Origin of the sequence: Tessaracoccus flavus, assembly GCF_001997295.1 — a bacterium.
GTDB lineage: Bacteria > Actinomycetota > Actinomycetes > Propionibacteriales > Propionibacteriaceae > Arachnia > Arachnia flava.
Map to the genome: position 1 here is coordinate 2,259,699 of NZ_CP019605.1, position 12,247 is coordinate 2,271,945.

Consider the following 12,247-nt stretch of genomic DNA (forward strand, 5'->3'; position numbering starts at 1 on the left):
CCCCAAGGGTACTGCCCTTGATTTCATCGGCGACACTGGTGGCATGACCGAGCCCACCGCCCGACGTGCAACGCTCCGCAGTGCGCTGCTGGTCGTCGGCAGCCTCCTGGCCCTGATGTGGGCGCTGGAGATCCTCGACACTGTGACCCTCAACGCCCTCGATGCCTACGGCATCGAACCGCGGCAGGCGAGCGACCTGCCGAACATCCTCTGGTCGCCCCTGCTGCACTTCGGCTGGGCGCACCTCATCAGCAACTCCGTGCCGTTCCTCGTGCTGGGCGTGCTCGTGTATGTCTCGGGGTTCGGCCGGTGGCTGGTGGCGACGCTGTCGTCGGTCATCGCCTCGGGGCTGGCGGCCTGGGCGCTCGCCCCCATCGGTTCGATCACCGCCGGAGCATCGGGCGTCATCTTCGGATGGCTGACCTTCCTGCTGGTCAGAGGCTTCTTCACGAAGAAGCCCGGCCAGATCGGCCTCGCGGTACTGGTCTTCCTGCTCTACGGGGGCGTGCTGCTGGGCGTCCTGCCCGGCGCCCCGGGAGTCAGTTGGCAGGCGCACCTCGGTGGGGCCGTCGGTGGCGTACTCGCGGCCTGGTGGATGAGCCGGCGCGGCCATCGCTACGGCGTCGGACACTGAGTTCGGGCGGAGTCGGCACGCCGGACCCGGGCGGGGCTCCTCAGATCATGAACTCGGGCACCAGCGGTTCCGGGCGGAGCCCCTTGAAGAGATCGTCCTCGGGGATCATCGTCGGCACCTTGGACACCACCAACTGGTAGTCCTCCGTGGGCCAGCCAGCCTGCTGGATGGCCAGCGGCACAGCGAACCAGGGTCCGTCGGGGTCGATCTGCGTTGCGTGCGCCCGGAGCGCCTCGTCCCGCACGGGGAAGTACTCGGCGCAGTGGACGAAGGTCGTGAGACGCCCGTAGGAATAGGGATCCTCGTCGCGGGCGGGGAAGTGGCACTCGAGTCCCGCCTCATGCATGGCCCGCTCCAACTGCTCGAAGCGTCGTCGGTGGAAGCTCATGTGGTAGTACAATTTCGCGGCCTGCCACGGGGGGCCATGCTCGGGCCACGCCGTCGGATCAGCCGCGGCGTTGAACGCCTCGACGGTGATCCTGTGGCACATGATGTGATCGGGGTGCGGGTAGCCGCCCTGCTCGTCGTAGGTGGTCACCACATGCGGCCTGAACTCGCGGATCACCCGCACGAGTGGTCCAGCGGCCACCCGGGGGTCGAGCGTCCCGAAGCATCCGGTGGGCAGGGGCGGCGGAGGATCCCCCTCTGGAAGTCCCGAATCGACGAATCCCAGCCACACCTGCTCGACCCCGAGAATCTCCCTGGCGCGAGCCATCTCGCGTCGTCGGATCTCGGCGATGTTCGCCTCGACGGTGGGGTCCCCCGCCAGTTTCGGGTTCAGCACCGAACCACGTTCGCCGCCCGTGCACGTCGCCACCATCACGTCGACGCCCTCGGCGACGTACTTGGCCGTGGTTGCGGCGCCCTTACTGGACTCGTCGTCGGGATGGGCGTGGACGTGAAGCAGCCGCAGTCGCGGGAGGTCGGCGCGGGTCATGCCTCGTATTGTGGCCGAGCCACGGTGACGCGACCAAGGCCAAGGGGCACAATGGACACCGTGACTCCAGAAGATCAGGCGCGCCTCGCGCAGAGGTACCCCAAGGCCTCCCCCATCGACTACGTGCTCGGGGTGGGCGCCGGCTTGGCTACGCTGGCGGCGATCGGGCTGGTCATCGCCAGCGGCATCGAACAGTCGACGCCGCCGGTGGCCGGCATGGTGCGCAGCTTCGAAGTGACAAGCCCGTCCGAGATCACGGCGGAGCTTGTCATCCAGCGTGAGAACCCGTCCGACGCCGTCGAGTGTCGGCTGTATGCGCAGGCGGAGTCCTACGAGAAGGTCGCCGAGGACATCATCGGCATCGCGCCCGGCACCGAAACCCTCACCAGCGTCGACATCTCGCTGAAGACCGTCAAGGAAGCCACCGCCATCACCTTGGACGCCTGCCGAGTGGTTGGCTGATAGGCTTGCTGGATGTCTGAAACTGCTGCTGACGTCGTGTGGCTCACCCAGGAGGCCTTCGAGAAGCTCGAGGCCGAACTGAATGAGCTCAAGACCGTGGGGCGCGAAGAAGTGAGCGCCCGAATCGCCTCCGCCCGCGAAGAGGGCGACCTGAGCGAAAACGGTGGCTACCATGCTGCCCGCGAGGAGCAAGGCCTCATGGAGGGCCGGATCCGCCAGTTGGAGGATCTCCTTCGTCGCGCGAAGGTCGGCCAATCCCAGGGCGCGGCCGACGAAGTCGCGCCGGGCAAACTCATCACCGTCGCCTACGACGGCGACGACAGCGATACCGACACATTCCTGCTCGGCTCACGGGAAGTCCTCGGTGTCGACGACTCGGTCGACCATCAGGTCTACTCACCCCAGTCCCCGCTCGGCTCCGCCATCGTCGGGGCCAAGGTCGGCGACGAGGTGCGCTACGAGGCGCCCAACGGCAAGGAACTGATGGTCGTGGTCCTCAAGGTCGAGACTCTCTGACCCGATCCTGATGCAGCCAGGGGGCCGCCGACCAACAGTCGACGGCCCCTTCGTTCGCCCTCGGGGGTTCAGTCAGTCGCCGAGGAGTTGGGCCGCGACCTCCGGACTCAGCTCTCCCCGGGCGACGCGCTCCAGGATCTGGCTCTCCGGCGTCGCCGAATCGGAGTCTCGCCCGTCCTGCTCCGCGTGCTCAGGAGCGTTGCGTTCGCCAGCCTGATCGAAGCCCAGCTTCACCAACACGGCGTCCAGACGGGCCCGCGCTGTCGGGTAGGACACCTGAAGGTGCTTCTCGACCTCGCGCAGGTTGCCGCGCGAGCCCAGGAAGACCCGAAGGATCTGCAGGTCCGGCTCGGAGAGCGCGCAGAACTCACAGGACGCGAACTCACCGGCGAGTTCCGATCCGCACTTGAGGCACCCCTTGCGCGTCGTGATGAGCTCGTCGCCACAGACGGGGCAGTCGGCGGGCGCGTGGTACAGATGCTTCACCATCTCAGGCCTCCGTCTTGATCGTGGCCATGCCCATGACGACATTGACGTCGAGCCTCGCTGAACCGTTCCCGACAACGAACTCGTCCACGTTCTCGCCCCCGCCGGGCCAGCTGATGCGGCCCAGCCTCGACTCGCCGCGGATGGTGACATTCGCGCCCTCGGTCAGATGCACCGTCAGACTGCCCGACTCGGTCCGGATCCGGGAGCGCCCAATGCTGATCGGCCCCTCGACGGTGACCCCTCCGGCCTGGCTGAGGAGGTCCTCCACCTCCTGCACGTCCTGGAGCGTGGAGCCGCCCGCGGTGACGCGGATGCGCCCCAGCCGGGGCACACCGACGGTACGCAGTCCGCCGGTGGTGACCTCCACGTCGACGATGAGCGCCGGATTGACGCGGATCGCCAGCTCCTTGCCCAAGCCGATGTCGCGTAGATCGTCGAGGCTGCGGGGAGGGCGGATGAGCGAGAACCCCTGGAAACTCGGTCCGAACTCACCCGTGGAGCTCACCTCGAGTACCGTCCCTACCCGCCGGAGCACGTGCGGGCCGTCGATGATGACCGTGCTCACCGACGGGTCGCCCTCGATGCGCACCCGACGCCCCACCGCTGTGACGGAGACCCGTGCGAGCCCGCCGGCCTTGGGGCCTCCGTGGTGGGTGGTGTCGGCTTCCGGCGCAGGGCCCGAACCGGCCGGCTGCGCCGCCTTCTTGGCCGCCTCGATGCGGCGGCTCGCTTCCTTGGCGTCGATACGCCCAGCGGCCAGATCGTCAAGGATCGGCCCCAGATCAACATTCGTCATGCGTAAATGGTAATCCCGTTTGCCACTTTGGAAAGCGCCGCGCCCACTTTGCTCGCGGGGGCAGGACTCGGGTCGGCTATGGATCTGGTCCAGCAGTGGACGCTCTGCCACGATTGAGCCATGCCGAAGCCGCTCGCCGACCTCGTATCCCCCGACTGGGCCGATGCGCTGGCCCCCGTGGAAGGCCAGATCGCGGCCATGGGGAGTTTCCTCCGCGACGAGATCGCCGACGGCCACTCGTACCTCCCCGCCGGAGATCAGATCCTGCGGGCCTTCACCAGGCCCCTTGCCGACGTGCGCGTGCTCATCCTCGGGCAGGACCCCTACCCCACCGTCGGCCACCCCGTCGGACTGTCGTTCTCGGTGGCCCGGGATGTGAGGCCACTCCCCGGAAGCCTGCGCAATATCTACCGCGAACTGGCCAGCGATCTCGGCGTGGAGGCGCCTGACCACGGCGATCTCACGTCCTGGTTCGAGCAGGGCGTGCTCCTGCTGAACCGCGTCCTCACCGTCCGTCCCGGAGCACCGGCCAGCCACCGCGGAAAGGGCTGGGAGGAGGTGACGGCCCGGGCCGTCGAGGCGTTGGCACGCAGGGGCGGCCCCCTCGTGGCGATCCTCTGGGGTCGTGACGCTCAGTCCGCAACTCCCATGCTGGGCGACGTGCCGATCATCGCCAGCGCTCACCCTTCCCCGCTCTCGGCCCGCTCAGGCTTCTACGGATCAAGGCCGTTCAGCCGGGCCAACCGGCACCTGGAGGAACAGGGCGCAGCGCCCATCGACTGGCAGATTCCCGACTAGCTGGCACACTCGTGCCTATGAGTGAGCCTCACACCGATCCCGACCGGGACCCCGACGTCGACGCAGCGCCCGAACGGCCCGCCGGCGAGATCACCACCGGGCGTCGCATGCTGTGGCTCGCCGGTGGCGGCATCGGGGCCTACATGGTGCTGCGTGGCGTGTGGGGCCTCGCCACGGGCGAGGATCAGGAGCAGCCGTAGAGCTTCCCGCCTGCCGCAATGGCACCGGCGGTTGGGGGCGCAGGTAGCCTGGATAGATGGAAATCGACGTCCTCGCCTGGCTGAACTCCCGCATGAATCAAACGCCGCAGATGGTGACAGAGCGCGAGGCGCTCCCCGGGCGCGACGCAACCATCCTCAGCCCCATGCCCACCCACGAGGTGTTGGGCCTCCCTCTTGATGAGGTGCCGACCGGCTGCGAGGTGGCCTACTTCGCGCTTGGGTGTTACTGGGGGGTCGAGCGGCTCTACTGGGAGACCGACGGCGTCGTCAACACCGCGGCGGGCTTCATGGGCGGCTTCACACCCAACCCGACCTACCGCGAGACCTGCACGGGACGGACGGGTCACACCGAGACGGTGCGCGTCGTCTTCGATCCGGCGCGGGTGTCCTACGACGATTTGCTGCGCATCTTCTGGGAGAACCACGACCCCACCCAGGTCAACCGCCAGGGCAACGATCTGGGCACGCAGTACAGGTCGGCGATCTTCCCCACCAACGACGAGCAGGCCAGGGCTGCCGAGCGCACGCGTGCAGAGTTCCAGGCCAACCTCGCCTCCGAGGGCTTCGGATCTATCGCGACTGAGATCGTGCCCGACCAGACATTCTTCTACGCCGAGGACGAGCACCAGCAGTACCTGCACAAGAACCCGCACGGATACTGCCCCATCCATGCCACCGGCGTGAAGTGCGGCCCGCGGGACTGAGCCGGCCTTCTCCCTCCTGCCAGCTCGCCGGACGGCCGGCGCGAGGGGCGAGCGCGCTGAGCCGCGTCGTCGACACACCGTCCCTCACTGCAACCGACGCCCCCGCCTGCTACGCCACACCCGACGCCAACCATTAGCCGGGAACGCCAACGGGCAGCCCGGAACGCCAACGGAGGGTACACCGACGCCAACTGGCCGGTCGAAACGCCAACCGGCAGTCCGGAACGCCAACGGAGGGGACCCCGACGCCAACGAACGACGCCCAACGCCAACCGGTATCCGGTGACGCCGACGAGACTCAGCGATGCCCGTGAAATCTCGCGGGCATCGCTGAGCTTCGTCGGCGTTTCAACTTGTCAGTTGGCGTTTCCGTCCATCCGTTGGCGTGTCGAGGAACCGTTGGCAGTGTCGAGGAACCGTTGGCGTTCCCTGCTGCCCGTTGGCGTTCGCGCTTCTCCGTTGGCGTCCGGTCCGGCCCGTTGGCGTTCGGAGCAGGGGTAGGAACGACCGGCTCGGGCCCGACGAACGGTCAGAGGACAGAGGCCAGGCTCAGTCGTCGTACTGTGCCAGCGCCGCATCCTCGACGGCGCGGCTGCGCAGCAGCCACGCGATGCTGAAGGCGAACAGGGCCATCGTTTCGAGCATGAAGATGGGCTTGTAGTGACCGAGCGCGAAGTACACGTCCACCGGCAGGAACTTCCACAGCACCATGAGCAGCATGGCCGCGACGATGACTGTGCCGCAGATGCCGTAGATGACGAGCCTTCGCCCGAGGTCCGGCCGCTGGATGGCGGTCATCGGGAACAGGACCAGACAGAACGTCGCCAGTGACGTCATGAAAATCACCGCCGCGACGTTGTGGACCCAGTCAGTCGCCTGTTCACCGAACACGCACTGCAGCAGCGTGCACTCCCCCACCTGGCGCGGCTTCAGCGGCGCCAGCGCCACCAGCGCCGCCGACACGGAGGCGATCTTCGCGACGACCCGGTCGGCTCGAAGCTCGGCCTTGTGGGGGTGGTAGCCGCGGTAGGACCAGAAGAACAGGGACAGCGCGCACAGCACTCCGACGAAGATGTCCCGGACCGGGGTGTAGTAGTACTCCGACAAGCTGCCGCGGAGTCCCTCTCCGCTGAGCACGCTCCAGGTGATGAGAAACAGAGGCAGGAAGAAGCTCAGCACGCTGATGACGCGTTGCTGCGCAATGAAAGTGCGCCCGAGTTGGGCGTGGCTGCCCGGCTTGGGTGACATCTCCATGTGTGAAATTGCATTCCTTCGATCGTCGGCCGATCAGCGGCTGGGCCGAATCGTACGCCCGAGGATACGCGCCCTCGCTCAGCCTTGGAGCCCACTCCATCCGCCAATTGAGCCTCCGGACAGGACTCTGTAGCCTCGAGACACACCTAGCTGGGGGTCGCCTTTGTGGATTGATGGTCTGACGTGGGACGATGCGCGCGTGAATGCGGAGTTGTGGGACGGTCAGGCGAGTTACCGTCGCTCCCTGGAACAGGTGGCCAACGACGCCCTGGATGCGGCGGGTGCCGATCTCGATGTCCGCGCGTTCGTCGTCGGCATCCCGCTCGATAGCGACGGCGGCGTGGTGGTGGAGCCCGCTCGCGGCCACTTCGACCGAAGCATCGTGGCTCAGTCCACCTACCTCGGCACGCGTCGGTTCAACAAGCTGCTGCGCGAAGAGGCACCGGACACCGACTCCCCCATCTACCTGGCCGCCCTGGAAGCCCGCACCAGGCGTCGGGCGGTCGCCGACAAGTTGGATTACGCAGCCCGCGCGAACGGCCGCATTCACTTCGTCGGTGTCAGCGTTCGGATCGGCGACCACTCGGTCTTCCCGGTGCTGGCTATCCAGGGCGATCAGTGGAGAGAACTCCCCCAGCTTCCCGACGACGCCGGCGACGACTTCCTGACCGCACGGTCGTTCCAGGAGGCGGTGCTCAACACGGTGCTGGACGTGGCCTCCCGTGAGTTGGACCGCCAGATCCCCGGCTCCATGGTTCGAATCGATCCGGAGTCGGTCCTCCGCTCTGCCGCCGACCTCTTCGTGTCGGCCGTGGTGGCACGCACGGGCCAGGACCAGGCCTTCGGCGCCCTCCAGGCCTTCGACGCCGTCTCAGCTCAACCTTACGAGGGGCGCTCGGGCCGGGGCTCGATCCTGCTGGCTCCGCAGGGAGACGCGGGCATCCAGACGGTCATGGAACTCGAGCACCCCGTACCGATCGGCAGGGCCCGCTCCCTGCGCAAGGTCCTCGAACTCTCCGTCGGGGGTCTCCACCTGTTGTGCGACGGACGCGAGGTCTATGGCCTCGGCAAACTCGACCCCGACACCCCGCGCGAGCACTCGTTCGAGGCAAGGGTGTCAGGAAACGGGTCCTGGGAGCTCTGGGACGGTGACGTGCCGTACCTCCGTGTCGACAACGGCGTCCCCGGGATGCCCCGAGAACTCCTCAACGAGGACGAGTTCTCCGTCACGGTCGACCGCGTCTTCCCAGACGTGTCGGCCAGGAACGCCAGGTTCCTGTGGGAGATCGCCCGGGGCTGCACACGCCAACCGCACGGCACCATGCTGGTGGTCCACCCGGAGGCCGGCTCCGAGGCGCAGCGTCTGCTGCCGCAGGCCTATGCCATCACCCCCGCTCGGCTCGGACCGGAAGCCCTGAGCGCTGCGACCGGGATTGACGGGGCGGTGCTCGTCTCGCCCGACGGCCGCTGCCATGCCGTCGGGGTGATCCTGGACGGGCTGGCCACCGGTACCGGCGACCCCTCCCGCGGCGCCCGGTTCAGCTCCGCCATCCGCTACCTCGCGGGTGCGGGGCGAGGCGCGATGGTGATCATCGTCTCGGAGGACGGGAAGATCGACCTGCTGCCGAAGACCAAGCAGCGGGTCCGCAGGGCCACCGTGCAGCGCGCCGTCGACCGTCTGGTGGCGGCGTCGGCCGAAGGCGAGGACGAGGACCGGTTCATGCGCGCGGACCGGGGGGTCGAGGCGATCGAGTTCTACCTCAACCAGGAGCAGTGCGACGTCGTCAACGCCGCCCGCGAAGCCGTCGAGGGACGTCAGTGGGACCTTGCGCGCGTTCGGCGGCAGTACATCCCCATTGCCCCCGACCCTGCCATGGACGACTCCTACTTCGTCGACCGCGCCCAGGACACCCCAGCCTGAGCCGGCCCGCCGGACATTAGTGGCACGGCGGGACTAGGGTGGGCGGCATGGAAAAGCGGATTCTTGGAAAGACAGATCGCGCGGTCGGTGTCGTCGGTCAAGGTTGCTGGCAGTTCGGCGGAGATTGGGGCGACGTCGGTGACGGCGCCGCCATGGGCGTGCTGCACGCGGCAGCCGACGCCGGCGTCACCTTCTTCGACACCGCGGACGTCTACGGCGATGGGCACAGCGAGGAGCTGGTTGGCCGCTTCATCAAGGAGCGCGGCGACTCGGGTCTGATGGTGGCCACGAAACTCGGCCGACGCGCCGACCCCTTCGTCGCTGAGACCTACACGCGGGAGAATCTCCGCGCCTGGACCGAACGGTCCCTGAAGCTTCTCGGGGTCGACACCATCGACCTCACTCAGCTGCACTGCCCACCGACGCCGGTGTACTCCACGGACTCGGTCTACGACGCCCTCGACGAGATGGTGGACGAGGGCAAGCTCCGCAATTACGGAGTTTCGGTCGAGACCGTCGACGAGGCCATGACGGCGCTGGAGCGCCCGGGAGTGGCCACCATCCAGATCATTCTCAACGTGTTCAGGCGCAAGCCGCTTGAGCGCGTCCTGCCCGCGGCCCGCGAGGCGGGCGTCGGCATTATCGCGCGGGTGCCGTTGGCCAGCGGTCTGCTGACCGGAAAGTTCAGCGAGGACTCGTCCTTCGCCGCCACTGACCACCGCTCCTACAACCGGTTCGGCGAGGCGTTCGATCAGGGCGAGACGTTCTCGGGCGTCCCCTACGAGCTCGGCGTGCAGGCGGCGCGAGAGTTCGCCGAGGTGGTACCCGAGGGCATCACCCCCGCCCAGTTCGCGCTGCGCTGGATCATCGACCAGCCCGGCGTCTCCGTCGTCATCCCGGGTGCCAGCCGGGCGGAACAGGCGGAAGCCAACGCGGCGGCAGGTTCGCTGCCCGAGCTGACGCCCGCTCAGCTGGCTGCGCTGGAGCGGATCTACGACCGCAGGATCCGGGAGTTCGTGCACGACCGCTGGTGAGCCCGTCCGGGCGAGGGCTCCCTACAATGGGTGGGTGATGTTCCGCTGGGCCGCCGGGCTCGTCTGCGCTGCACTCGTGGCCAGTTGCGCCCCCGGCCCCGTGGAGCCGCCGCAGCCGACGACCGCGAGCAGCCGACCCACTCTCAGCGCGAGCGCGTCGCCGTCGGCTGAGCCGTCGCTCTTACCTGACGAGGACCTGCCCTTGGCCTTCGTCGTGGGTCCGGCACTGCTGCCAGCCGCGGACCGGGTGGTTGCGCGTCTGCACCGGGCCGCCGGACACCTGCCTGTGCTGCGGGTCGACCTGACTCGGGAGCAGGCGACGCTGACCGCTCTGCTCCCTGACAACGCCGTCGTCAGCTACCGGTGGCGCGACGACGAGATCACCCGGGTCGAGTCCGACATCCAGTATTTCGACCAGGCGACGTTCGACCCAAGCGACTACCCCCTCGATGCAGCCGAGCGAATGTTCGACGTCGCGGACCTCCAAGGTGTGCGGGGCGAGCTGGTGCTCCAGATCGTCGAGTATCGCGCCGGTCAGGTGGCGATCACCATCACATCGCGGCCAGAGACCAACACGATCTTCTTCCGACCCGACGGCTCCGCCGTGGCGACGCTGGGGGTCACCAGCGTTGCGGACATCGCAGCCGGGCTGCAGGAGGTCATCGGCGAGGCGACCGAGGCCTACGCCGTCGGGTTCGACGCCACCCGCGGCTACTGGGCGGACCTTCCCGACGACGACGCCGGAGTGGTGCTGAGCCGCAGCAGGGTCGGCGGAGTGCCCACCTTCGAAACACGACGCCTCGAACTGCCGACCCTGGAAGTCTTCGACCCCAGCAGCATCCGCGCCGCGCCGCTGGCGCAGGCCATCGCCCGCGCGCAGGACGACGCCGACACGTCCTGCGCCGTTCAGATCGACAGGAGCCTCGGCCGGTCGGGTCCGGTGGCGAAGATTGACTGCGACGGCACGGTCACCTACGCCGACCTCGACGGACGCGACATGACGGCGTTGATCGGCTGACGTCCACCTGGCCGGCCGAGCCTATCGTTGTCCCATGACGAACCCCGCACTCCAGGCCCTCGCCAATTCCGGCATCGCGCACACCGTCACCCGGCATGGTCGGGTGAGGTCGCTGGCCGAGGCCGCTGCAGCGCGCGGGGTAGAGCCCGGCGACATCATCAAGACGATGGTCGTCCGGCGGGGGAAGGCGATCACCTCCTCGTTCTCGTGCCGGGAGACAGAGAGATCAGCTGGCCCAAGCTCCGCTCCGTCCTGGGCGTGTCGCGTCTGTCGATGCCCAGCGCCGAGGCTGCGCTGGCGGTGACCGGTTTCGAGCGGGGCACGATCACGCCCTTCGGCACGACGACCCCGCTCCCCGTCGTCGCGGACGAGCGGGTGCGGGGTCGTCAGGTGTCAATCGGCGCCGGCGCCCACGGGGTGGCGGCCACCCTCGACGGGGACGCGCTCGTGGCGCACTTTCACGCCCTCGTCGCGGACGTCACCGACTAGCCGCCAAGATCGTCGGTGCTGAAGGTGTCACAGACGTTCGGGTCGCCCGACTGGAATCCCTTCGCCACCCAGTACTGACGCATCTGCGACGACCCGTGGGTCCAGCTCTCGGGGACCACGCGGCCGCCCTGCTGCTGCTGGATGTGATCGTCGCCGACGGCGCGCGCCGCATCGACGATGCGGTTGAGGTCGTCCTGCGTCACGGTCTCGATGAGCCCGTCGGGATCATTCATCGCGTTCTTGAACCAGACACCGGCGTAGCAGTCGGCCTGCAACTCGAGCCGCACCGCGTTGGACTCCGGACCGGTGTCATTGCCGCCAGCTCGGGCCTCCCGCATCTGCCCCGTCAGGTTGGAGATGTGGTGCCCGTACTCGTGGGCGACGATGTACGCCTCAGCGGCGTAACCGCCGGCCGCGCCGAGCTGGTTGAGCAGAACCCCCATGAACTCGGTGTCGATGTAGACCGTGTTGTCGCCCGGGCAGTAGAACGGGCCCATCTCGGAGGAACCGGTGCCGCAGGCGGTGCCGACCTGGCCGCTGAAGAGCTGGGTGGTCGCGGGCTGGTACCCCTCCAGCGCCTGGCTCCAGTAGTCGTTGATGGCGGTGACGTAGGCCGGCCAACGGCACTCAGGGTCGCGCTCGATGTCAGCACCCGTTTGGCAGTTGGGGTTCTCCTGCGGTTGCTGCTGCTGGGGCTGCGCGGCACCGCCGCCGCCCAGGATGTCGCCAATGCCTCCTCCCCCGAAGAGGAGCATCAGGACGAGGATGATGATGCCACCCAGGCCTCCGCCCACGGCCATGCCTCGGCCGCCGCGCCGACCGCCTCCACCGCCGTACCGGACGTTGGACTGGTCGATTCTGGCGTCGGAGCGAAACTCCATCTCATGCCTCCATCAGTGTCAGGATCGAATCATCGTATCCGCTGCCGCGCCCGCACGGTAGGCGATCGGGTGCTCCGGAGCCCCGACTAGACT

At 68.0% G+C, this 12,247-nt stretch carries 15 protein-coding genes; 10 read left to right on the forward strand and 5 right to left on the reverse strand.

Annotated features, from left to right (window positions below):
• The first annotated feature begins 43 nt into the window (after nt 1-43).
• Nucleotides 44-634: a rhomboid family intramembrane serine protease gene (locus RPIT_RS10455; protein ID WP_077344301.1), complete on the forward strand. Its 591-nt coding sequence runs from the start codon at nt 44-46 to the stop codon at nt 632-634.
• Between the two features lie 40 nt (nt 635-674).
• Here the strand turns inward: RPIT_RS10455 and mca are convergent, their stop codons facing one another.
• Entirely contained in the window at nt 675-1,571 is an 897-nt protein-coding gene (gene mca / locus RPIT_RS10460; protein WP_077342992.1) for a mycothiol conjugate amidase Mca, read from the reverse strand.
• Between the two features lie 60 nt (nt 1,572-1,631).
• On the opposite strand from mca, the gene RPIT_RS10465 reads away from it, so the two are divergent.
• The gene (locus RPIT_RS10465) at nt 1,632-2,033 is read left to right on the forward strand and encodes a DUF4307 domain-containing protein (protein ID WP_162274540.1); all 402 of its coding nucleotides are present in this window, start codon (nt 1,632-1,634) and stop codon (nt 2,031-2,033) included.
• A 12-nt stretch (nt 2,034-2,045) separates the two neighbouring features.
• On the forward strand, nt 2,046-2,549 hold the full coding sequence (greA, locus tag RPIT_RS10470; protein ID WP_077342994.1) for a transcription elongation factor GreA: 504 nt from the start codon (nt 2,046-2,048) through the stop codon (nt 2,547-2,549).
• Between the two features lie 72 nt (nt 2,550-2,621).
• On the opposite strand, the gene RPIT_RS10475 is transcribed toward greA, so the two are convergent.
• A complete protein-coding gene (locus RPIT_RS10475; RefSeq protein ID WP_077342996.1) occupies nt 2,622-3,038 on the reverse strand; it encodes a DUF2089 domain-containing protein in 417 nt (138 codons plus the stop codon).
• Between the two features lies 1 nt (nt 3,039).
• The gene (locus RPIT_RS10480; RefSeq protein WP_077342998.1) at nt 3,040-3,834 is read right to left on the reverse strand and encodes a hypothetical protein; all 795 of its coding nucleotides are present in this window, start codon (nt 3,832-3,834) and stop codon (nt 3,040-3,042) included.
• Between the two features lie 120 nt (nt 3,835-3,954).
• Between RPIT_RS10480 and RPIT_RS10485 the strand changes: the two genes are divergently transcribed.
• From RPIT_RS10485 to msrA, 3 genes are read left to right on the forward strand one after another with little or no spacing between them, the layout of a single operon-like run.
• Nucleotides 3,955-4,632: a uracil-DNA glycosylase gene (locus RPIT_RS10485; RefSeq protein ID WP_077343000.1), complete on the forward strand. Its 678-nt coding sequence runs from the start codon at nt 3,955-3,957 to the stop codon at nt 4,630-4,632.
• Between the two features lie 17 nt (nt 4,633-4,649).
• Nucleotides 4,650-4,832: a hypothetical protein gene (locus RPIT_RS10490; protein ID WP_077343002.1), complete on the forward strand. Its 183-nt coding sequence runs from the start codon at nt 4,650-4,652 to the stop codon at nt 4,830-4,832.
• Nucleotides 4,833-4,888: 56 nt separating this feature from the next.
• Nucleotides 4,889-5,557 (forward strand): peptide-methionine (S)-S-oxide reductase MsrA, encoded by a 669-nt coding sequence (gene msrA, locus RPIT_RS10495; protein ID WP_077343004.1) that lies wholly within the window; start codon nt 4,889-4,891, stop codon nt 5,555-5,557.
• Nucleotides 5,558-6,106: 549 nt separating this feature from the next.
• Here the strand turns inward: msrA and RPIT_RS10500 are convergent.
• Entirely contained in the window at nt 6,107-6,811 is a 705-nt protein-coding gene (locus RPIT_RS10500) for a hypothetical protein (protein WP_077343006.1), read from the reverse strand.
• A 199-nt stretch (nt 6,812-7,010) separates the two neighbouring features.
• Between RPIT_RS10500 and RPIT_RS10505 the strand changes: the two genes are divergently transcribed.
• From RPIT_RS10505 to RPIT_RS15880, 4 genes are all read left to right on the forward strand, one after another.
• Nucleotides 7,011-8,732: a DNA integrity scanning protein DisA nucleotide-binding domain protein gene (locus RPIT_RS10505; protein WP_093664751.1), complete on the forward strand. Its 1,722-nt coding sequence runs from the start codon at nt 7,011-7,013 to the stop codon at nt 8,730-8,732.
• A gap of 47 nt (nt 8,733-8,779) precedes the next feature.
• Entirely contained in the window at nt 8,780-9,766 is a 987-nt protein-coding gene (locus tag RPIT_RS10510; RefSeq protein ID WP_077343008.1) for an aldo/keto reductase, read from the forward strand.
• A gap of 34 nt (nt 9,767-9,800) precedes the next feature.
• Nucleotides 9,801-10,784 carry a hypothetical protein gene (locus tag RPIT_RS10515; RefSeq protein WP_077343010.1) on the forward strand — a complete coding sequence of 328 codons (984 nt, stop codon included), beginning with the start codon at nt 9,801-9,803 and terminating at the stop codon, nt 10,782-10,784.
• A 207-nt stretch (nt 10,785-10,991) separates the two neighbouring features.
• The gene (locus RPIT_RS15880) at nt 10,992-11,273 is read left to right on the forward strand and encodes an aminoacyl-tRNA deacylase (protein ID WP_237267827.1); all 282 of its coding nucleotides are present in this window, start codon (nt 10,992-10,994) and stop codon (nt 11,271-11,273) included.
• Here the strand turns inward: RPIT_RS15880 and ypfJ are convergent.
• Nucleotides 11,270-12,154, reverse strand: coding sequence for a KPN_02809 family neutral zinc metallopeptidase (ypfJ, locus tag RPIT_RS10525; RefSeq protein ID WP_077343012.1), 885 nt, complete (start codon nt 12,152-12,154; stop codon nt 11,270-11,272). The two genes, RPIT_RS15880 and ypfJ, sit on opposite strands and share 4 nt — an antisense overlap.
• Nucleotides 12,155-12,247: the final 93 nt, after the last annotated feature.